General features: G+C 67.2%; 21 protein-coding genes and 1 tRNA gene. 16 read left to right on the top strand and 6 right to left on the bottom strand.

Annotated features, from left to right (window positions below; genetic code table 11):
* The first annotated feature begins 14 nt into the window (after positions 1-14).
* Genes OHN19_RS19335 through OHN19_RS19325 form a run of 3 tightly spaced genes read left to right on the top strand, consistent with a single transcriptional unit; the run spans position 15 to position 2,503 of the window.
* Entirely contained in the window at positions 15-764 is a 750-nt protein-coding gene (locus OHN19_RS19335; protein ID WP_330265379.1) for a TIGR04255 family protein, read from the top strand.
* 32 nt (positions 765-796) lie between these two features.
* Positions 797-1,738, top strand: a complete 942-nt coding sequence (locus OHN19_RS19330) for a helix-turn-helix transcriptional regulator (RefSeq protein ID WP_330265378.1) — start codon at positions 797-799, stop codon at positions 1,736-1,738.
* 42 nt (positions 1,739-1,780) lie between these two features.
* Entirely contained in the window at positions 1,781-2,503 is a 723-nt protein-coding gene (locus tag OHN19_RS19325; RefSeq protein WP_330265377.1) for a hypothetical protein, read from the top strand.
* A 20-nt stretch (positions 2,504-2,523) separates the two neighbouring features.
* Here the strand turns inward: OHN19_RS19325 and OHN19_RS19320 are convergent, their stop codons facing one another.
* Together OHN19_RS19320 and OHN19_RS19315 are read right to left on the bottom strand one after the other, a co-directional pair.
* Positions 2,524-3,771, bottom strand: coding sequence for an XRE family transcriptional regulator (locus tag OHN19_RS19320; protein WP_330265376.1), 1,248 nt, complete (start codon positions 3,769-3,771; stop codon positions 2,524-2,526).
* Between the two features lie 158 nt (positions 3,772-3,929).
* Positions 3,930-4,310: a winged helix-turn-helix domain-containing protein gene (locus OHN19_RS19315; RefSeq protein WP_330269651.1), complete on the bottom strand. Its 381-nt coding sequence runs from the start codon at positions 4,308-4,310 to the stop codon at positions 3,930-3,932.
* Positions 4,311-4,783: 473 nt separating this feature from the next.
* Between OHN19_RS19315 and OHN19_RS19310 the strand changes: the two genes are divergently transcribed.
* The 12 genes from OHN19_RS19310 (at position 4,784) to OHN19_RS19255 (ending at position 15,553) form a co-directional block, all read left to right on the top strand.
* A complete protein-coding gene (locus tag OHN19_RS19310) occupies positions 4,784-5,014 on the top strand; it encodes a hypothetical protein (protein ID WP_330265375.1) in 231 nt (76 codons plus the stop codon).
* 5 nt (positions 5,015-5,019) lie between these two features.
* Complete coding sequence (locus OHN19_RS19305) at positions 5,020-5,469, top strand: transcriptional regulator (protein WP_330265374.1); 450 nt, start codon at positions 5,020-5,022, stop codon at positions 5,467-5,469.
* Between the two features lie 161 nt (positions 5,470-5,630).
* Positions 5,631-5,918: a hypothetical protein gene (locus OHN19_RS19300; RefSeq protein WP_037717788.1), complete on the top strand. Its 288-nt coding sequence runs from the start codon at positions 5,631-5,633 to the stop codon at positions 5,916-5,918.
* Positions 5,915-6,919 (top strand): DUF2637 domain-containing protein, encoded by a 1,005-nt coding sequence (locus tag OHN19_RS19295; protein WP_037717787.1) that lies wholly within the window; start codon positions 5,915-5,917, stop codon positions 6,917-6,919. Before OHN19_RS19300 ends, OHN19_RS19295 begins: the two co-directional genes overlap by 4 nt.
* Positions 6,919-7,290, top strand: a complete 372-nt coding sequence (locus OHN19_RS19290; protein WP_037717785.1) for an RRQRL motif-containing zinc-binding protein — start codon at positions 6,919-6,921, stop codon at positions 7,288-7,290. The genes OHN19_RS19295 and OHN19_RS19290 overlap by 1 nt, the downstream gene beginning before the upstream one ends.
* A 136-nt stretch (positions 7,291-7,426) precedes the next feature.
* Positions 7,427-9,667: a cell division protein FtsK gene (locus tag OHN19_RS19285; RefSeq protein ID WP_330265373.1), complete on the top strand. Its 2,241-nt coding sequence runs from the start codon at positions 7,427-7,429 to the stop codon at positions 9,665-9,667.
* Positions 9,668-9,807: 140 nt separating this feature from the next.
* Positions 9,808-10,059, top strand: coding sequence for a hypothetical protein (locus tag OHN19_RS19280; RefSeq protein WP_330265372.1), 252 nt, complete (start codon positions 9,808-9,810; stop codon positions 10,057-10,059).
* A gap of 152 nt (positions 10,060-10,211) precedes the next feature.
* Positions 10,212-10,406: a hypothetical protein gene (locus tag OHN19_RS19275; RefSeq protein WP_037717778.1), complete on the top strand. Its 195-nt coding sequence runs from the start codon at positions 10,212-10,214 to the stop codon at positions 10,404-10,406.
* Between the two features lie 12 nt (positions 10,407-10,418).
* Positions 10,419-10,883 carry a hypothetical protein gene (locus OHN19_RS19270; protein ID WP_330265371.1) on the top strand — a complete coding sequence of 155 codons (465 nt, stop codon included), beginning with the start codon at positions 10,419-10,421 and terminating at the stop codon, positions 10,881-10,883.
* A 160-nt stretch (positions 10,884-11,043) separates the two neighbouring features.
* The gene (locus OHN19_RS19265; protein ID WP_330265370.1) at positions 11,044-11,934 is read left to right on the top strand and encodes a bifunctional DNA primase/polymerase; all 891 of its coding nucleotides are present in this window, start codon (positions 11,044-11,046) and stop codon (positions 11,932-11,934) included.
* Between the two features lie 349 nt (positions 11,935-12,283).
* Positions 12,284-13,450: a DUF3631 domain-containing protein gene (locus OHN19_RS19260; RefSeq protein WP_330265369.1), complete on the top strand. Its 1,167-nt coding sequence runs from the start codon at positions 12,284-12,286 to the stop codon at positions 13,448-13,450.
* Between the two features lie 588 nt (positions 13,451-14,038).
* Positions 14,039-15,553, top strand: coding sequence for a LacI family DNA-binding transcriptional regulator (locus OHN19_RS19255; protein WP_330265368.1), 1,515 nt, complete (start codon positions 14,039-14,041; stop codon positions 15,551-15,553).
* Between the two features lie 121 nt (positions 15,554-15,674).
* On the opposite strand, the gene OHN19_RS19250 is transcribed toward OHN19_RS19255, so the two are convergent.
* The 3 genes from OHN19_RS19250 to OHN19_RS19240 form a co-directional block, all read right to left on the bottom strand.
* A tRNA-Pro gene (locus OHN19_RS19250) sits at positions 15,675-15,748 on the bottom strand.
* A 34-nt stretch (positions 15,749-15,782) separates the two neighbouring features.
* On the bottom strand, positions 15,783-16,568 hold the full coding sequence (locus OHN19_RS19245; protein WP_330265367.1) for a Pr6Pr family membrane protein: 786 nt from the start codon (positions 16,566-16,568) through the stop codon (positions 15,783-15,785).
* Between the two features lie 169 nt (positions 16,569-16,737).
* Positions 16,738-17,664: a metallophosphoesterase gene (locus OHN19_RS19240; RefSeq protein WP_330265366.1), complete on the bottom strand. Its 927-nt coding sequence runs from the start codon at positions 17,662-17,664 to the stop codon at positions 16,738-16,740.
* Positions 17,665-17,764: 100 nt separating this feature from the next.
* Between OHN19_RS19240 and OHN19_RS19235 the strand changes: the two genes are divergently transcribed.
* Positions 17,765-18,229 (top strand): GatB/YqeY domain-containing protein, encoded by a 465-nt coding sequence (locus OHN19_RS19235; RefSeq protein ID WP_330265365.1) that lies wholly within the window; start codon positions 17,765-17,767, stop codon positions 18,227-18,229.
* Positions 18,230-18,354: 125 nt separating this feature from the next.
* Here the strand turns inward: OHN19_RS19235 and OHN19_RS19230 are convergent, their stop codons facing one another.
* A complete protein-coding gene (locus OHN19_RS19230) occupies positions 18,355-20,634 on the bottom strand; it encodes a transglycosylase domain-containing protein (RefSeq protein WP_330265364.1) in 2,280 nt (759 codons plus the stop codon).
* Between the last annotated feature and the right edge of the window lie 100 nt (positions 20,635-20,734).

The raw sequence follows: 20,734 nt of genomic DNA, 5'->3' as shown, positions 1-20,734 counted from the left end.
GCGCTGGAGGGATCATGTTCGACTTCCTGCCAGGGGCCGACGTAGTCCCGGTGGGCAACGTGCTGCTGCGGCAGGCCGTAGTCCAGGTCAGGTTCAACAGTCAAGGCGTGCTGGGAACGCACAGCGGTGTAAGCCAGGTGCACGACGCTCTCGCAGAGCGCTACCCGCGCCTCACCGCCGAGCAACAAGTGAGCATCACAGCCACGCCAGGAAGCGGAGTGCAGAGCACAGCCACTCCGCAGTATCGCTTTCAAGATCTTCGGGGATCTTGGGCCGTTGTCCTAGGGCCCGAGCACGCGACGCTGGAAACGTCTGCCTACGTTAAGTGGGAAGGCATGAGGGAGCGGCTGGAGGAGGTACTTTCAGCCGTGGCAGATGTGGCAAATCTCCGAGTACGTGAGCGGATCGGCCTGCGCTATGTGAACCATGTTCCGCCTGCTGGCGATGGTGGTTTTGAAGGGCGTGTGCGTCGCGAGGTGCTGGGCGTGACTGGCGACAAGGGGTGGAGGTCTTCCCTTGTTGGTGCCGTGGGGCAAGTTATTATTGGGGACGGCAAAACTCAAATGGCTTTGCGGCATGGGTTGGCAACCGATGAGTCTCTCCCTGAGTCTCCTTACCTTGTCGACATCGACTGCTCCAACAGTGAGCCCCTTATTTACGATATGAATGCATCGCTTGCTTACTTGGATGAACTCAACGATGCGGCCTATCGATGCTTTTCTTGGTGTGTTGAAGAGGATTACCGAAAAACCCTGTCCGCATGATGAATTCCGCTGGTTCTAGCGAGGGGGCAGACGTGACATCCCAGCAGGTATACAATTTTCAACACACGCTATCCGGCGAAAATACTAGCAATCGCTCGGGTGATCCGGTTCTTGGGCGACTGGCGAAAATCTTTTCTTCTCTCCAGGAGACTAGTTACCTGGATCGCAGGCTGAGTCCTGGCCTCTTTGGGGAGCAGGTGGTGGCCGGGCATCTCCTCACTGACGCATGCTCTATTCAGCCTACTCTGCGCGTGCTGCTTCCTGAGGGGTGGCAGGAGGTGCTTTCTGGTGAGCCCGAGGTCAGAACTGCTCTGCAGGAAGCTCTGGGAAACGTCGCTAGTGGCCACTCCTCCGTCGTGAACCTCCTTCAGGGGTGGGGGGACGTCCTTACCGTTAGCGGGCTGCTTAGGCTTGTCTCGGGTGGCGGCGTCATCGAGATCGACGCAGCACAAGGGGTTGCGGCTCCTATTGTGGTCTCCGGAAGTAACACCCAGTCCAAGAAGCAGCCGGCCGAGACTGACCCCAAGGAGACGGAGTCTGCGCCGCCTCATGCTCGCCTTGCTGCGGAACTGAGGGAAACGACTGGTCTCAGTGCAGCGAAACTAGCGGCAGCGTTTGGCGTTAGTCGCGAACAGTATTCTCGTTGGGTTGGCGGCGCTCCCATTAGCGACGTACGCCATGGTCAACTGCGTTACCTGCACACCATCGTGGCCGACCTCGTGCGCCGCCTCGGGAGCGTGGCGGAGGCGCGGGTTTGGTTCCAGACGCCGCTTCGAGGTGGAGCGACGCCTTGTGAGCTTCTGATCGGCCGACGCTGGAGTGAGCTGTATCGGGTCGTCACAGAGGTTCCGGACCCGGCGCCGCTGGTGGATGGGGTAAGGGTCGCTCTCCTTGCGCGTTTGGCCGAGGAAGAGGAGAATCCTGGCGAGCCTGATGAGGCAGACGGGGAAGACTCTTGGTCGCCCTACGCGTGACGTATTTCTGAACGGAGCGGGGGAGACGTTCCCTTGGTAGCCATGGAACCGGCTGTACCGGACTTGCACTGGCTCGAACCGGAGCAGCTTTATTTTTCAGTTGGTCCAGATTGCGAGATTGACCGACCGCTTTTCCAGGGGGACATTTTCACTGACACGATTCTTCCTGTGCTTCCCAAAAGGCCGCCCAGTCCAGGTGAGCATCCAGTTGAGTTCGTCGAATCCGTAGTGATGGTGGTTCCTCACCCTTGCCAGTGCTACCACGGGGATAACCTTCGAAAGTTCATCACTGTTGCTCCCGTTTCCCAGGTTTTGGGCTATGAAAACTTTGGTGCCGACAGGACGGGGAAGAAGGATGCTTTCGCTTTGCCTGACCTCTTTGCATGGCGAGACGGGGACGAAGGAGTCTCTTATATCGCAGATTTTGGCCGGATCGTAAGCATCCCAAGTTCGTACCTGTCCCTAAAGAGCCGCATTGCTTGTCTAAGTCATATGGGTATGGGTCTGCTGTCGAAGCGTTTCATCGCCTTTCAGTCGCGAGTTCCGAGCCGCCTTGGCGAGGTTATGGCTGCAACTCAGCACCAATGGAATGAGGCCTTCCTCATGCAGGCATGGGTGCAAAAGAATGGGAAATTGAAGGGATTCTCGACGTGGATGAGGAGTCAGGTTATGATTCCGTCGATCAATGAAACTGATCCCATCACTCCCGGAGATTATGTGACCAGCTCGACGGCTGAGCTCCTTCAAGATATCTTGGCCGACTAGGGGATCTTGTATTTCTGTCTCTATTGAGGCAGGAACCCCGGCCTTTCTCGGCCTAGCGTTTGCAGGCGGGCAAGGTAATCCTTAGCGGCAGGTTCTGTGGAGTAGCGGTGCCGCATCTCGGCTGCAAGCTCTCGGCTTGTCATGATGAGCGACGGCACCGATTGACGGTCGCCTTCGAGGGCCCGTTCGCCCATCATGAGTGCATTTTCCAAATCGCCTTCACGTGCTGCCGTGACGCCCAGCGTGACACGGGCTTCAGCGTTTCGCATTGGAGAGCGCTCGGTGCCGTCGAAGTCGGTTCCCGCTCGTAGCACCTCTTCGGCGAGCGTCCGCGCGAGCTTGTTTTCACCGACCAGGCGGTAGCAGTCCATCGCGTAGAAGTCGAACTTGGCAGGATCCACCACGAAGTGGTTGTCCAGGTTCTCCGGGTACGGCATTGCTTCGAGCAACCGCCGTCCCTTGTCCAGCGCGACCTCAACTTGCCGGCGGTCCCCGAGCCGCGCCCACGCCTTGGCTTCCTGGCCTGCGAGCTGCACAGCTACGCCGTGATGCGGTGCCACCTCCGCCCCGGCCCGCGCCGCTGCGATGACGCCGCGGTAGTCGCCGGTCGTAAGGGCGAACCAGGCCCGCATTTCGTGTGCCCACCCGGCGACCTCTGCATGGTCTGCTTCGGTCGCGAGCGAGAGCGCGGCCTGCCGTGTCGACTCGGCCGCGTGACGGTCGCCCGTGTCGTACTCGACGCAGCCGACCAGGAGCGCGAGCCACCCGGACAGTGCGAGAACTTCGCGGTGCTGGGCGAGCGTGAGGCTCTTCTTATGCAGGTCGACGACGCGGCGGAGCCACTGGCGCCCCTCGACGAGGAGCTGTTCGCTCGGCATGAACGGGTACTCCGAGGAGAGCCGGTCCGCCGTGATCCGCAGAGCATCGAGCGTGGCGTTGTCGACGTCCGACCGGTTGAGGCGGCTCACGATCTCCAGCGTCTCCATGCCGGAGGCTGCCAGAATCTCCGTGTTCCCGTCTCGCCTGGCAGGCGCTGGGAAGAGCGCGTGCGTCACGGTGCCGAAGACGGCCGCGATGATCGGTTGGTAGAAGTCGTTCGGCATCTGGCCTGACTCCCAGCGCTTCCACTGGCGAATCATGCTGTCTTCCGCGGGCAGCTCTGTCGGAGCGTGCCCCCGCAGTGCCCTCACGGCGTCACGCTGCGACCAATCACGGGCCGCTCGTTCGGCAGCGATGCGCCGCGCCCATGCGGGCCTGTCGTCGTTCATGCGCCCTCCTCCGAGTGCCTGCTCCGAGTCTCGCGCGTGAGGCGGGGGGACAGGGAAGGTGACAGGCGGGTGTCACCTGACATGTCCCCTCCTCCGATCTTCCGTCCCCTGGCTGTCACTTACCTCTCAACTCCCGTTCCACGCATGCTGGTTGCAGATCAAGCACCACCCGGCACGGAGCGACCTTCGAGCGCTTCGAGCCTGCTGCGAAGGTCCGAGACTTGGGAGGTGAGATGTTCGAGCTGACGCAGGACCTGGGGAAGGTCGACAGCCGCGTCGGCTCCGCTGGCTTCAGGGGCTTGCTCCGGGTCGCGTGCGTAGCTGCCGCGCGACGTGGTCAGGATGAGCCCATCCTCACGCAGGATCGCAAGGGCTCGCTGCACGGTCATTCCCGAGATTTTGAACCGTGTGGCCAAGTCTCGTACGGAGCCTACGTGGGCCCCCGGCTTGATGTCGCCACGCAAGATCTCCTGCCGCAGGATGTCGGCCGCCTGCTCGGACTCCGGTCTCGGGTCGTCTTTCGAGATTTCAGCGCTCATCACGCCATCGAGCGTACCCACCCCTAGTACGACCTAGCACGAATCTTCGGCGCCCTCTTGCGTCATGGCACGTGCTAGTACATGCTGTTACATGTCGGTACGGGGAGTCCGGGAGGGCTTTACCGGCGGCACCTCGCAAGTGCTTGACCTGCATGAACTGGTTCGGGATTGCCCGTATGACCGCCGCTTGTGGTGGTCGGAAGGCGGCTTCGGTCGCACGCCGCGGGCCCCACGCTGATCGTCCCTTGAGAACTGCATAGGTGGGCCCCGTCTCCCCGAGTCGAAAAGACGGCCGCGCGGCTGTGACCGCGCATATCTCTCCGCCCTGATGGTCGTAGGCCGGGTTCGACTCCCGGTCGGGGCGCTTCCCCTGCCGCACCGCGGTGTGGGGCTTCCGGAGTAGTCGCCGTCTCACCACATGCCTGCGGCCGCTCCGGCTTCCCGTCCCTCCGCCTTCCACCTAAGGAGAAGCAGTGAATCAGCACGACCTGAACGAGATCGCCCACCGCATCGCCTCCGCTGCGATGGAGTTCGCCCCTGGCCACAGGCCGACCGCTGCACAGGCGGCCGACGCCGCCGCGATTCTCCGCGACATGATGCAGGGGGCCAGCATGCACGGCGTGACGACCGCGGACTTCGACGGAGTCGCTCACTTCGCCCGGCTGGCCATTCAGCTGGTCCAGTCCCGCGACGCGAGCCGGTGACCGCCATGAACGCGGCCACCTTCGCCGCCGTGTTTGTAGCCCTCTACGTCGCCCACAGCGTGGGGGACCACTGGGTGCAGACCTCTCACCAGTCCGCGCAGAAGGGCCGTCCCGGCTGGGTCGGCCGTCTCGCGGACGCCCGGCACGTCGCCACGCTGACCGCTACCAAGCTGGTCATTTTGTTGCCGGTCGTCTGGCTGCTGGATCTGCGCCTGTCGGTGTCCGGCATCGTCGCCGGGTTCGGCATCGACGCCATCACGCATTGGTGGGCCGACCGTCGCAGCACGCTCGCGTGGCTGGCCCGGGTGACCGGCAAGGGCGAGTTCTACCGGCTCGGTGCCCCGCGCGCCGGCCGTGACGACAACCCGCACATCGGGACTGGCGCGTACGCGCTTGACCAGTCCTTCCATCACCTGTGGCTCCTGGTTGCTGCGCTCGTCATCGCCACCGTCTGACCTCTCGTACTTCCGCCCCGATGGTCGTAGGCCGGGTTCGACTCCCGGCCGGGGCACTCACCTCGCCGCGCTCGCGGCGCGGGTTCTCCCGGAACAGTCGCCGTCTCACCAACACGCCTGCGGCTGCTCCGGCTCCCTGTCCCTCCCATCAGGAGCCTTCCATGCGTGCGTACATCAGCGGTCATCAGGCCGTCTCCGCCAACGACTTCATCGAACTGGCCCTTGGCACCCCGGTTGAGCTGTGGCTCGGGGTCGAGGGCGAGACGGACGACGAGCGCGCGGCCCGTGAGGACGCGGCGCGTGACATCCTCGCCGACGCCCCGGGTCTCGCCGACGACGTGGCCCGGATCGCTGCCGAGGTCATCGACACGCACCCGGAGCTGTTCGACGCGATTCCGCTGCCGCGCCCCGCCCGGCGCCGTACGCCTCGCAAGGCGGTGGCGGCATGACGACACAGACCATCGAGCGTCCGGCCGTGCCGCCGCTCACCCGCCCGGAAATGGGGCTCGCCGGACTCGGGGCGCTTGCCGCGGCCGGGGTCGGCGCGCTCGGTCTGATCTCTTCTTTCGACGCGGTGTCCGCTGCCGCGCTGCGGTGGGGGTTCGGTGAGCCGTGGATGCTGCCGGTCGGTATCGACGTGGCCATCCCCGTGTTCACTGTGGCCAACCTGCTGTTGATCCGGATGGACATGGCGCTCGCGTGGGTCCGGTTCGTTCCCTGGGCGCTCACGTTGATCACGTGCGGGCTGAACATCGCGGCTGGGCAGTCCCTGTCCGCGAAGGTCGCGCATGGCACGATGCCGTTGCTGTGGGTGGTGTTCTCCGAGATCGGCGCGCACATCTACGCCGTCCGGATCGGCGCCGCGACCGGCCGCCGGATGGAGAAGATCCGGTTCTCCCGCTGGCTGCTTGCCTTCCCTTCCACCTTCGCGCTGTGGCGCCGCATGACGCTGTGGGAGGTCACCTCCTACTCCGAGGCGCTGAAGCGGGAGAAGGAACGGCAGTTGGCCCGTGCGGACCTGCGCGAGCAGTACGGCCGCAAGTGGCGCTCGAAGACCCCGCGGCGCGAGCGCGTGATGCTGCGCATGGGCGACCTCGCGCCCGCCTCCGAGCAGGAGACACCCGCACCGCCCCCGGTGGACACCCCGCCGGCACTCCCGACCAAGCCCAAGCCTCGCCCGGTCCGCCGGACTCTCGACAAGGGCAAGCCCAAGGCGCAGCGCACCTTCGAGGACCTGTTGACCGAGGCACGCACGGCCACCGCGGAGTGGACCGAGGCGGAACTGACCGCCGACCGCATCCGCACCGCCGTGCACGTCTCACAGGCCAATGCCCGCAAGCTGCGGGAGGTGTTGAAGACTGAGCGCGCTGAGGGTCAGTCGCTGCGCGCGGTCGACGACAACGCCGTTACCGGTTCGCGTCAGGATGACGCCTCGGCTGAGGCTGCCTGATGTTCGGCAAGTGCTTCGACCCGACCGGCGCGCGGCATGGACTGCCCACCTACCCGTGGCGCTACGCCCCGGACGGGCTCGCCACCAAACGGCAGTTACGGGCCCGCGGCTTACGGCCAGGCGGACAGTCCATCGCGGCGCAGATCCTGCGCCCGCGCTACCGGCGCGGCCCACTGGTCGCCTACCTCTACCGCGTCGACCGCGCCAAGCCGGTCCGGCCGATGACGCCCGGCAAGCGGGCCGCGCTCGCCAAAGCGATGCTCGCCCGGCGCACCTGCCCGGTCTGCCGCACCGACGCCGGATACGTCATCCCCGGCTCGCTCGGCATGTGCGTGCCCTGTGCCTACCCCGACGAACAGCGCGCCGCCTGATCGCACAACCCACGCACTTTGCGTGCCCTCGCTCGCCCGATCTGGGCTGAAGCTCTTCTCACGGGCCCGGCCGCCCACCTCCTACAGCGTCGGCCGGGCCCGCTCTCCCTCACACCCGAAAGTGGAAGGACTCTCAGTGAAGCACCCCGACGACGACAACGAACTCTTCGACCGACTCGAAGCCGAGATGACCGCCGACTCCCGCCCCGACTCCGGGGGCGAGGTAGTCGACCTCGACAAGGCACGGTCGGCCCGTACCGAGTCGGCCGACCCGACTACCCGACCCGACTCCGACTGGTCGGCCGACTCCAACCCGGGTCGGTCGGGTGCCGAGTCGGACGACCCGACCGCCCGCGTGATGGTCGACCAGCCGACGACCGCGGTCGGTCCGGGCTACCTCGGTCGGCTCCTCGCCGCGAAGCGCCGTGCGGTCGTTCCCGAGTGGCTGCGCTCCACCGCGGAACTGAAGACGGCTACGGCGTGGGTGGCCCGCCACTACGCCCACTCGCTCGGCTATCACGCGCTGCGCTCCCCGGTCTACGCCGCACGGCTCACGCTTCAGGCGCCGTCCGGTGCCGCGAAGTTCGTGGGCGCCACGATGCGGTGGGTGGCCGACCGCGAGGGCGAGCCGGTCCGACTCGCAGCGGTCCGGCGCGAGGACGCTGCCGAGTACCTGAAGCTGTCGCGACAGCGTGACGGACGGGTCCGACTCCGGACGCTGGTCGCCGTGCTCGCGATGTTCATCGGGCTCGGCTCCGCGCTCGCCATCTACGTGCTCGCCCCCGACTGGCTTCAGGCACTGTCGGTCGGCGCGGTCGTGATGGCGCTCGGTGCGGCCGGACGTAAGGCGGATGCCCCGGTCATCCACCGCGCGGTGGAACTGCCCACCGCGGTCAAGCTCACATCGGACATTGTGCTGCGGGCGCTCGGCTCGCTCGGCATCCCCGCCATCAACCAGGCGCAGGGCAAGGGCCGGGACGGCTTCGAGTTCACCGCTCCAATCACCCGCGACGGACCCGGCTGGCGTGCGGAAGGCAACCTCCCCTTCGGCGTCACCGTGACCGACATCATCGAGCGGCGCGAGCGACTCGCGTCCGGTCTGCGCCGCCCGCTGGGCTGTGTCTGGCCGGAGGCGGTCCCGAACGAGCACACCGGTCACCTCGTGCTGTGGGTCGGCGACCAGGACATGTCCAAGGCCAAGAAGCCCGCCTGGCCGCTGCTCAAGTCCGGCAGCGTGGACCTGTTCAAGCCGGTCGCGTTCGGCACCGACCAGCGCGGACGCTGGGTCGAGATCACGCTCATGTACATCGCGGCCGTCATCGGCGCGATCCCCCGCATGGGCAAAACCTTCCTGCTCCGTCTCCTGCTCCTCATCGCGGCCCTGGATCCGCGCGCTGAGCTGCACACCTACGACCTCAAGGGCACCGGCGACCTGGACCCGGTCGGCAACGCCGTGAGCCACCGGCACCGCGCCGGAGACGAAGAGGACGACATCGAGTACGCGGTCCGTGACCTGCGTGCGCTGCGCGAGGAACTGCGGCGCCGCGCCAAGATGATCCGCTCCCTGCCGCGGGACATCTGCCCCGAGTCCAAGGTGACTTCCCAGCTCGCGGACATGAAGTCGCTGGGACTGCACCCGATCGTGGTCGGGGTGGATGAGTGCCAGGTCTGGTTCGAGCACGAGAAGTACGGCAAGGAGCTCGAAGAGATCTGCACCGACCTGGTCAAGCGCGGCCCGGCTACCGGAATCGTGTTGCTGCTCGCGACGCAGCGGCCGGATGCGAAGGCGCTGCCCACGGGCATCAGCGCGAACGCGTCGGCCCGGTTCTGCCTGAAGGTCATGGGCCAGCTGGAGAACGACATGGTGCTGGGCACGTCCGCGTACAAGCGGGGTGTGCGCGCCACCATGTTCAGCTGGGGTGACAAGGGCATTCACTACTTCGTCGGCGAGGGCGCGGACGCCCGGATCGTCGGCTCGGTATACGTGGATGCCCCGGCCGCCGAAGCCATCGCGGCCCGCGCCCGCAAGACCCGCGAACTCGCCGGCACGCTCTCCGGCCACGCGCTCGGGGAAGAGCCGGAGGTCGACGAGACCAGCGCGTACGACCTGTTGCGCGACATCCTCGCCGTCGTCCCGGCCGACGAGCCCAAAGTGTGGTCCGAAACCGTCGTCTCCCGCCTCGCCGACCTGCGGCCGGACGTGTACGGCGGCTGGGACGCCGAGGGACTCGCCGCAGCCCTGAAGCCGTACGGCATCGCCACGGGCCAGGTGTGGGGCAAGACGGAGTCCGGCAAGGGCGCCAACCGGCGTGGCATCGAGCGCGCTCGGGTCACCGCCGCAATTGCGGAGCGTGACGGAAACCGAGACGCGGGCTGAGTGGATCTCGCCGCTAGACCTAGCACCACACCCCGCTAGGTCTAGCGGCACCGCTAGCGCCTCATATTGCCCCTGATCAGGCTGCTAGTGCCTAGCGGCCTTCCCCTCGCGCACCCCGAAACCGGCCCTGGAGGCCCCGGATGACCCCTGTGCTCGCCGCTAGCGCTCTCCTGCTCCTTCTCACGCTCAGTTACGCCGCTGTGTGTGCTGCCTCGCCGTTCGGCAACTGCCGTAAGTGCAACGGCTGGGGCTTCCAGATGAAGACCGACCGCAAGGGCCGCCAGAAGCGCGGCAAGGACTGCCGCCGCTGCAAGGCCACCGGCAAGCGCATACGCGTCGGCCGCTGGCTCTACAACCGCTGGGCCCGCATCTACCGCTCCGGCACCGGCTGAGGAGAAGACAGACGACCGCCCGCCATGAGACGGACCCCGCTCCGAGCAGGAGCTAGGTGGGCGCGGTCGCCGGTCAATGCCCCGAACTTGCCAGCACCCGGGGCCTGCGGAGCGTATCCACCCATCGACCTCGCCCGAAAGCGAGTTTCCCTGTGATCCTCAGCATCTCCGCCGTCCTGCTGTTCGGTGCCGCGTCCGCCCTCGCCGTCAAGACCAAGTCCGCCGGGGGCGGTTCGGCCATCGTGCTCTTCCTCTTCGGGTTCTTCGCCGCCGGGACCGGCGCGTACGAGCCCATCCACAACCTCGTGCAGGCGTCCGCCGACGCCCTGTCCGCCCTCGGAAACTGAAGGAGGCTCGCTGTGCACGAACCCGTGAAGTCCCTTGCACCCGGCCGTCGTGAGGCGACCGCGGAAGTCCACCGGCCCACCCCGCTCGCCCCCATGCCGTCGGCGCCGGTCGTACCGGTGCAGCCGGGCACGATCTCGGCGGTGACGAGCATCGTCCTGCCGGACGGCCGCGTCGTCAGCGGTTACGCCCTTGATCCCGCCAAGCCCGAACCCGTCGCGGCCAAGGCGCCCGTCTCTCGCGCGGCGGTGAACATCGCCCTCGGAGGTATCGGCTTCGGTGCCGTCTGCGGCGGACTGTTCCTGCTGACCGCGTTCATCACCGCGCTGACCGCGCTCATCACTCAGCTCATCACCCTCGCCGCTGTCATCTTCGGCGGCTGGGTTGCCGTGCAGGTCTTCAGCGCGAGCGGCCACCGCGGCGGCAACACCTTCCACATCCGCAAGGCCGTCTTCAAGCGCAATCACTTCCACAGCTAGCTACGCCCGAGGCGGGCGCCGTCTCACCACAAGCCTGCGCCCGCCCCGGTTCTCCAGTCCCTCCAAGAGAGCAGGAGACCTCCAGCATGACCCAACGAGTGACATTCGGCGAGGGCCGTCCGGCCCATGCCACCCCTTCGAGCATGGCGGGGGTGACAGCATGAACCGTCACCTCCTGTACGCCGCTCTCGCCGCTGCCGAGCAGGGATGGGCCGTCCTCCCACTCCGTCCCGGCGACAAGCGTCCGGCCCTGCACGGTGAAGACGTCTGCCCCGGCATCGGGGACTGCGCGGGCGGTCACCGGAAGTGGGAAGAGCGCGCCACCATCGACCCGGATCGCATCCGCCGCGCGTGGGGCAACCTGCCGTTCAATGTGGGCATCGCGACCGGTCCGTCTGGGCTGGTCGTCGTCGACCTCGACATGCCCAAGCGGAAGAGCAGTGCGGACACGCCTCACGGCGTGACGACCTTCAGGGCGCTCTGCGAGCGCGCCGGACAGGCTGTGCCCACTACGCGCACGGTGCGGACTGCCGGCGGTGGGGTGCATCTGTACTTCACCACCCCGCCCGGCGTCCGGCTCGGCAACACCGCCGGACGACTCGGCAAGCGTATCGACACCCGCGCGTGGGGTGGCTACGTCGTCGCCCCCGGAAGCCTCACCCACGCTGGCGCCTACGCGATCGTGAACGACATGCCGCCCGCGCCCCTGCCGGAATGGCTGTGCGCCTCCCTGACGGTTCGTCAGGCTTCGCGGGCATTGATGGCTGCACCGTTGGCCGTTCGAGCCTCTCGCTACGCCGCATCGGGCTTGAACGCCGAAACCGCGTCCGTTCGGCAGGCGCCGGAGGGTGAGCGCAACGCCACCCTGCTCCGAGCGGCGCGAGCCTTGGGGCGGTTCGTCGCGTGGGGCGACCTCCCCAGGGAGCAGGTTGAGGAGGCTCTTCAGTTGGCAGGGGAGCACGCCGGTCTGTCGCCGCGGTCGTGTGAGGCGACCATTCGCAGCGGTCTGGACTGGTCCATTCCTCGCAACAGTCAGCGGAGGGCGGCATGAGCACCCCTCTCCGCCCCTCCCTGAAGAGCCATCCTGTTACCCCTACCGGTCCGCACGTCGCCGTAGAGGCCGTGTCCGGTCCGGCCGTGGGCGAGCCGAAAGGTGCCGCCCGTAAGGGCGTCCCCTCTGCTCTTCGTCCTGACCCGCACCCGGGCGACGGCCGGTTCCCGGTCGCGTGGCTGTGCATCGCTGCGCCGCGCGGCGCCGTGCCCACCGCCACTTCGAAGTGCCTGTGCGGCAGGGACCGAAGCGCCGTCGGTCACCCGAAGGTGCTTGCCCTGGTCGACGACCACATCGCCCACCGCGACGCATGCCCGCTCCGCACCAACCAGGAAGGGAGGCAGGCGGCATGAGCTCCAATCCGCCGGCATCCGCCATGGACGGCTCCGCACTGCTCGATGAAGTCGAAGCCTTCCACCGCCGCTTCAACATCTTTCCCCTCGAAGCGGCGTACGTCGCCGTGACGCTGTGGGACGCGCATGCCCACCTGCTCGACTGCTTCGATTCCACACCGCGGCTCGCGTTCCTCTCCCCGGAGCCGGGTTCGGGCAAGTCCCGTGCGCTGGAGATTGTGGAAACCCTCGTGCCGCAACCGATGGTCGCGGTCAACGCCTCCGCCTCCGCGCTCTTCCGCGCGGTGTCCGGGATGGAGGGACGGCCCACGATCCTCTTCGACGAGATCGACACCGTATTCGGGCCCAAGGCAGGAGAGAACGAGCAACTCCGAGGGTTCCTCAACGCAGGCCACCGCCGCTCCGGCGTCATGTGGCGCTGCGTCGGCGACGGAGCCAACCAGCAAGTACAGGAGTTCCCCTCGTTCTGCGGAGTCGCGGTCGCCGGACTCGGCTCGCTGCCCGACACGATCCTGACCCGCTCGGTCATCGTCCGCATGCGCCGCCGCGCTCCCAACGAGCGTGTCGAGCCGTTTCGTCAGCGCATCCACGAGAAAGAGGGACACGTGCTGCGCGACCGCCTCGCCGCATGGGCACAGTCCGTCCGCCACCTGGTCGACGGAGTGTTCCCAGCACTGCCGGAGGGAGTCAGCGACCGGCCTGCGGACGTGTGGGAGCCCCTGCTCGCTATCGCGGATGCAGCGGGCGGCGAGTGGCCGGAGCGGGCCCGCGCCGCCTGCATCGAACTGGTCAACGCGGCCAAGACCAGCGACAAGGGCAGCATCGGCATCCGCCTGTTGACCGACCTGCGCGACTACGTGTTCAACGGCATCGACCGCCTGCCTACCGTCGCTATCCTCGACAGGCTCCACAGCCTCGAAGAGGCGCCGTGGGCCGACATGAGCGGCAAGCCGCTCGATGCCCGCGGGCTGTCGAGGATGCTGCGGGAGTACATGACCGCGGACAACACCCCCATCGCGGCCCGCAACATCAAGGCGGGTGGCAGCGTGATGAAGGGCTATTACGCGACGGACCTTCACGACGCGTGGCAGCGGTACTGCCCACCCCCCGCGGAATCTGCGCTACTTCCGCTACCTCCGCTACCGAGCAGGTCAGAGCCCTAGAACCGGTAGCGGATCGGCACTCCGTATCCGCTACCGCGTCGCCCCATCCGTTACCGGTCCCGCGGCCACGAACCCGGGGCCGGTAGCGGCTCCATCCGCTACCGCTACCCCTTTCCGCTACCTGGATCATGCCCCTGACCAGGGCGGTAGCGGAGGTAGCGGAAGTAGCGGACTTGAGAGGAAGAGGAGCCAATGCACTCGGGTGAGAAGAACCCCGACCTCCCCAAGTCCTACTCCGCTGCACAAGTTGCTGAGGCGCTCGACTGCTCCGAGTGGTGGGTGAAGGAGCAGGCACGGCGACGCCGCATCCCGTTCCTCCGGAGCGGCAGCGGCTACCGCTTCACGCGAAATCATGTGGAGGAGATCTTCCACATCCTCGAAGAACGACCCGGCCCGGTGAACACACCTCAGATCAGTGCTACTTCGACTGGCCGACGCACGTTCGTCCCCTTTGACGTGCCCACCGTGCAGCTTCAAGCACGACGCCCCCGGCGGGCCCGGAACGCTGTTTGACGAAGACGAACGAAAAACCTCGATGGGCGGGAGCCGAGTCACGGCTCCCGCCCATTGCTGGTGATGAGAGGACGAATGGGGTTCGTAGAAGACCGCGGCACGTACTGGCGTGGCCGCTACAAAATCGCACCGGGCAAGTACGGCACGGTAGCCGACGACCAGGGAAACACCATCCGCTTCCGAACGAAGCGCGAAGCCAAGCAGGCCGCCGATGCTGAAGAGGCGAAGGTACGCGCGGGTGCCTGGAAGGATCCGGCGGCGGGACAGATCACCTTTGGTGAGTACGCCTCCCGGTGGTACGCCGCTCAGGATCTCGCTGCCTCAACCATGCAGAACTACCGTCGCCATCTGGAAGAACACCTACTCCCCGAGTTTGAAGACCGCTCGCTCGCTTCGATCCAACGCACGGATGTCGACGCATGGGAGAAGAAGGAGAAGGCGCTCTACGCCGTGTCGAGCGTGAAGACGTGGCGCGGCACGCTTCACCTGGTCCTCGAAGATGCAGTGGACGACGAACTCATCAGCGCGAACCCAGCGACCAAGCGGCGAGGCAGAGGGAAGCGCGCGGGCCGCTCGCGTGACCGCGGGCCCGAGAAGGTCGTCACGGATTCGCTCGGCATTCTTCTGAGCGCTGAGCGCGCCGCCCTACTAGCCGGACGGGACGACGAATTCGTTGCTGTCGTGACCAAGGGCTACACCGGGATGCGGTGGGGCGAAATCGTGGGCTTGGAGACCGAGTTCATCCGTCGCGCTGCTCTCCGTGTGGAGTGGCAGCTCTACGAACTCGACTCGGGAGAGTTCGAGCGCTGCCCACCCAAAGACGACAGCTACCGCACCATCGACGCTCCGACTTGGCTAACTCGGCTTTGGACAGGCCACATTGCCCGCACCCAACCGAAGCCCTGCTCCTGCCACGGAAACACCTACATGTTCCGTGGGCAGGGCGTCTCCCGAACGGGGGAGACCGGCGCGAAGGTGGTGGACGTAGCGAGACGTGCCGGCGTCTCGACAGGCACCGTGTCCAATGTCCTCAACCGGCCGGACGTCGTCGCCGAAGCCACCAGGGCCCGCGTGCGGGAAGCCATCGACGCCCTCGGCTTCACCCGAGGAGGGGGAGCCGTCGACCAGGCCGAGCACTGGCGACGGAACGGATTCGCTACCTGGCTCTTCACCCCGGCCGTCTCCGGCTGGTACCCGAAGAAGGCGCCACAGGAAGCGCGACCGGTGCCCGTGCTCGCCGCCCCCTGGCCCGGTGTCCCAGCGCGGGGGAGGGGCGCACAGGGGAGGGCGGATAGTTGTTGGCTGCCGATCGCGAAGGGGCTCACACCCCACGGGCTACGCCACACGCACAAGACGCGCATGGAGGGGTTCCGCACCCCGCCGAAGCTCATGGATGAGCGCATGGGGCACATCGACGGCTCGGTTCAGGCCCGCTACACGCACATCACGCGAGAGATGCGGGAAGAGCTCATGGCGAACCTGACCATGGAGTGGGAGGCATCCCTCGACGCCCGGTTGGCGATGCGCCCCACGTCTCCGGTTGGCGTGCTCAACGCCCTCTTGCAGGAGCGTCTGAGAGCACGTCGATAGGCGCCGTCTGGGAGACGGAATTCCAAGATCTTCTCCCAGATTTCTCCCAAGAGACCCTGGAAACCACTCAGGGGCCTGATCCGCTCTCACGGATCAGGCCCCTGACCTGGTGTTTCAGCTGTCGGGGTGGCGGGATTTGAACCCACGACCTCTTCGTCCCGAACGAAGCGCGCTGCCAAGCTGCGCTACACCCCGATCGTCGCTGCTTGTCGCGGCGACGTCGTTTACTTTAGCCCACCGGTGGCTGGAGACGAAATCCGGTTTTGGCGCGGTGGCGGATGGGGTTCGGGCGGGCGTGGTCGAGGGCGACCAGGAGGATCGCGAGGGCGTAGATGGACAGGCCGAGGAGGAGAGCGTTGCCCAGGACGCTCTTGTAGCCGTGGAGGTCGACGTCCAGGAAGGGGTAGAGGTAGCGGCCCGGCGTGCCCGGCAGGATCAGTTCGCCTCGGGTGAAGGTGAACAGCAGGTAGGCCAGGGGATAGAGGAGCCAGCTCGCCGCCTGCCGCAGGTGCAGGCGGCCCGGTGCCGTCAGGAACAGCCAGTCCGCCGCTGCCGCCGCCGGGATCGCCGTGTGCAGCAGGTGCGTGGTCACCGCGTGCCAGCCCGTCGGGTTCGCCGCCGCGCCCGTCAGGGCGAACGGGCTCGACGCGTTCGTCAGGAGCAGGTGGTAGACCAGTCCCGTGATCGTGGCGTAGAGCAGTGTCGCGCCCGTCAGAGCCGAGGGCAGGGGGCGACGGGCCTTCCACGCTCGGCGGGCCGACAGCAGGAACACCGCGGCCACGAGGACCGCGCTCTGCACCGAGAAGTAGCTCAGGGCGCGGACCGGGCTGCTCAGCAGTATTTCCAACGTCACGGTCGCCACGGCGACCAGTGCCACCAGTACACGGAAGACGGCGGCCACGGGGTGACGTACGGGCGTCACCACCGCCGTCGCAGGGACGGGGGAGGGCAGGAAGGCGGGCACGCCCGGGATGGCGGGGAGGTCCGGGATGTCCCTGGGTATCGGCGCGGTCATGCCCTCACGCTAGGCAGGGAGGGCAAAAGGGGCGATACGGGCGGTCCGTGCGGGTTAATCCAGCCGCCCGCCGCAGCGCTCAGGTCAGCTCCCGTGGCCGGCCGACTCCGCCCGTCCAGCCAACCCGCCCCGATCTACCCCCGCCCCTACCCCCGCGCCACCCCCACCCCTACCCCCGCGCCACCAACGTCAGCAACGACACCTCCGGCGGGCAAGCGAACCGCACCGGTGTGTACCGGTTCGCCCCACACCCCGCCGACACGTGCAGATACGACGTCCTGCCCTCGGCGGTGTGCCGGGACAGGCCCTTCACCCGGTCGGTGTCCAGGTCGCAGTTGGTCACGAACGCGCCGTAGAAGGGGAGGCAGACCTGGCCGCCGTGGGTGTGGCCGGCCAGGATCAGCGGGTAGTCGTCGGCGGCGAAGGCGTCCAGGGCGCGGAGGTACGGGGCGTGGACCACGCCCATCGAGAAGTCCGCCGCGGCCGACGGACCGCCCGCCACCTCCGCGTACCGGTCCCGCTTGATGTGCGGGTCGTCCAGGCCCGTCAGCTCCACCGACACGCCCTCGATCTTCAGCATGCCCCGCGTGTTCGTGAGGTTCTGCCAGCCCGCCGCGTCGAAACCGTCCCGCAGGTCCTCCCACGGGTTGTGGACGACCCTCACGGCGGGCGGGTTGCCGTTCAGGCCGTGACGGCCCTGGGCCTTCTCGTACAGATAGCGGACGGGGTTGCGGAACATGGGCCCGTAGTAGTCGTTCGAGCCGAAGACGTACGCCCCCGGGAACTCCATCAGCGGGCCCAGCGAGTCCAGCACCTCCGGCACGGCCTCCGGGTCCGACAGGTTGTCGCCCGTGTTGATCACGAAGTCGGGGCGCAGGCCCGCCAGCGAGCGCAGCCAGCGCTGCTTCTTGCGCTGGCCGCCGACCATGTGGATGTCGGAGACCTGAAGCACCCGCAACGGGCGCATACCGGCAGGCAGGACGGGGACCGTCACCCGTCGCAGACGGAAGGAGCGGGCTTCGAAACCCGCGGAGTAGGCCAGTCCGGCGGCGCCAACCGCCGCGATTCCCAGGGGGACTCCGTATCGCGCGCGCATGCCTCCATCGTGTCAGATCGCGACGGCATCCTTGACCGGCCGCCGCCCGCACGGTAAATGGGCGCGCGCCCGTCCTCCGGCACCTGCGACAATCACACCCATGACCACGCTCAAGTCGAAGCTGCAGGAAGACCTCAACGCCGCGATCAAGGGGCGCGACGAGCTGCGCTCCTCGACGCTCCGGATGACGCTCGCCGCGATCACCAACGAGGAGGTCGCGGGCAAGGAGAAGCGCGAGCTCTCCGACGACGAGGTCCTGAAGGTGATCACCAAGGAGGCCAAGAAGCGCCGCGAGGCCGCGGACGCCTTCGCCAAGGGTGGTCGGGCCGAGTCCGCCGAGCGGGAGAAGGCGGAGGGCGGGGTGCTCGCCGAGTATCTGCCCAAGCAGCTCAGCGACGACGAGCTGAACGCCATCGTGGCCCAGGCCGTCGAGGAGGCGAAGGCCGCCGGCGCCGAGGGGCCGCGGGCCATGGGCGCCGTCATGAAAATCGTGAACCCGAAGGTCGCGGGCCTGGCCGAGGGCGGCCGGGTCGCCGCGGCCGTGAAGAAGCTCCTGGCCGGCTGACGGCCACCGGTAACGCCGGTCACAACAAGACGAACGGCCCCTTGACCGTCGTAGGAGATCAGTCCTTACGACGGTCAAGGGGCCGTCTCATGTCGTGCGGGCGTCAGCGGCGGCCCGTGCGGGCGTCAGCCCCGCCCGCCCCCATTGCCGTTCCCCCCGTTGTTCTGCCCCTGGAGGAAGCCCTCCGGAATCGAGAAGCTCGGGTTCGGGAAGGTGGTGTTGCCGTCGTCACCACCGTCGTTGCCGCCGTTGTCGTTGCCGCCGTTGTCGTTCCCGCGGTTGTCGCCGTTGTCCCCGTCGTCGTCGCCCTTGCCGGGGTCCTCCTTCTTCGGCATGTCCGGGATGTTGACGAGGTTGAAGCTCGGGGCGTCCTTGCCCTCCAGCGCGCCGCTCATCATGTCGCGCCAGATCGGACCGGGGACCTGGCCACCGAACACCTTGGCGTTCCAGACGCCGCCGATGGTGATGTTCTTCATCTGGCGCTTGTGGGCGGGGTCGCCCACCCAGACCGCACCGGCCATGTTCGGCGTGTAGCCCACGAACCAGGCCGCGTAGCGCTCGTCGGTCGTACCCGTCTTGCCCGCGCTCGGACGGCCGGCGCCGAGGCCCGCCTCCGAACCCGTGCCGTCCTCGACCACGCCCTTGAGGAGCGTGTTGATGGTGTCCGCGGTGTTCTCCGACATCGCCCGCGAGCAGGTCGACTTCGGCACCTGGAGGGACTTCGACTTCTCACCGACCCGCTGGGTGATCGACTCGATGGCGACCGGGGTGCAGTACATCCCGCGCGAGGCGAAGGTCGCGTACGCGTTCGCCATCGTCAGAGGGGACACCTCCTGGGTGCCCAGGGCGATCGACGGCCGCTGCTGCAGCTTGCCGCCGTCCGCGCGTTCGACCCCCATCTTCGCGGCCATCTCCGTCACCGGGCAGACACCGATGTCGCTGATCAGCTGCACGTAGTAGGTGTTGACCGACTTCGCGGTCGCGGTCTTCATGTCGTACGGGCCTACCTCGGAGGTGTTCTCGTTGGTGAGCGAGACGCCCTTCTCGTTCCAGACCTTGTTGTCACAGAGCTGGACCGGGCTCGGGTAGTCCATCTTGTACGGCGAGGGGTAGATCTGCGTCGCCGGCTTGCCGCCCTCTATGGCGGCCGCGGCCACGATCGGCTTGAACGTCGAGCCGGGCTGGTAGCCGGCGCCGCCGCCCATGTCCTGGTTGACCGACAGGTTGAGCGTCGTCTCGTTCTTCTTGTTGTTGATGCCGTACGGCCGCGACTGGCCCATCGCGAGGATCTTGCCGGTGCCGGGCTGGACGATGGTCGCGGCGGTGGCCACCTGGTCCTTCTGGTAGACGTGCTCCTTGATGGACCGCTGGACCGACTTCTGGGCCTGCGGGTCCATCGTGGTGCGGATCGTCAGACCGCCCTGGTTCCAGACCTTGGCCCGGGCCTCCTTGGTCTTGCCGAAGACCGGGTCGGTCAGGAAGACCTCACGGACGTAGTCGCAGAAGAAGCCGGCGCCCTTGACCGCGGTGATGCAGCCGTTCTTCGGCTTGCTGACCTTGAGGCCCAGCGGCTGCTCCTTGGCCTTGTCGGCCTCCGCCTGGGAGACGTCGCCGACCTCGGCCATGCGCTGCAGCACGGTGTTGCGCCGCTTGGTCGCCTCGGCCTCGTCGTTGACGGGGTCGTAGCGGCTCGGGGACTGGACGATGCCCGCGAGCAGGGCCGACTGCTCGAGGTTGAGGTCCTTGGCGTGCTTGGAGAAGTAGCGCTGCGAGGCCGCCTCGACGCCGTACGCCTGCTGGCCGAAGAACGTGATGTTCAGGTAGTTCTCGAGGATCTTCTTCTTGCCGAGTTCCTCTTCGAGCTGGATCGCGTACTTCAGCTCGCGGATCTTGCGGCCGATGGTCTGCTGGGTGGCCTGGGCGACCTTCGTCGGGTCGTCACCGGCCTCCTCGATCGCGACGTTCTTCACCAGCTGCTGGGTGAGCGTGGAGGCGCCCTGGGCGACCCCGCCGCTCTGGGCGTTCTTGTTGAGCGCGCGCAGCACGCCCTTCAGGTCGACCGCGCCGTGCTGGTAGAAGCGCGAGTCCTCGATCGCCACGATCGCCTTCTGCATGTACGGCGAGATGTCCTTGAGGTCCACCACCGTGCGGTCACGTGAGTAGACCGTGGCGATGGTGCCGCCCTCGGCGTCGAGGATCGTGGTGCGCTGGCTCAGCGGCGGGGTCTTCAGGTTGGCGGGGAGCTCGTCGAAGCTCTCCACCGACCCCTTGGCCGCGAGCCCCAGCGCACCGGCCGCAGGCAGCGCGATGCCGGCCATCACCGCCCCCGCGAGGACACTGACACCGAGGAACTTGGCGGCCTGCTGCGTGGGCGACAGACCGCCGCCCGAGCGCTTCTTCGACATAGGGGGCAGCCTAATCCGTCCTCATGAGCGTTCAGAGAGAGCCCATGTCACGGCATGGCGACGGAAGCGGGCACGACCGCGTCGGAGCGGGCATGGCGAC

Source organism: Streptomyces griseorubiginosus (assembly GCF_036345115.1).
GTDB classification, from domain to species: Bacteria; Actinomycetota; Actinomycetes; order Streptomycetales; family Streptomycetaceae; genus Streptomyces; species Streptomyces griseorubiginosus_C.
The sequence above is the reverse complement of the archived record's forward strand: the minus strand, read 5'-3'. Positions and strand labels throughout refer to the sequence as shown.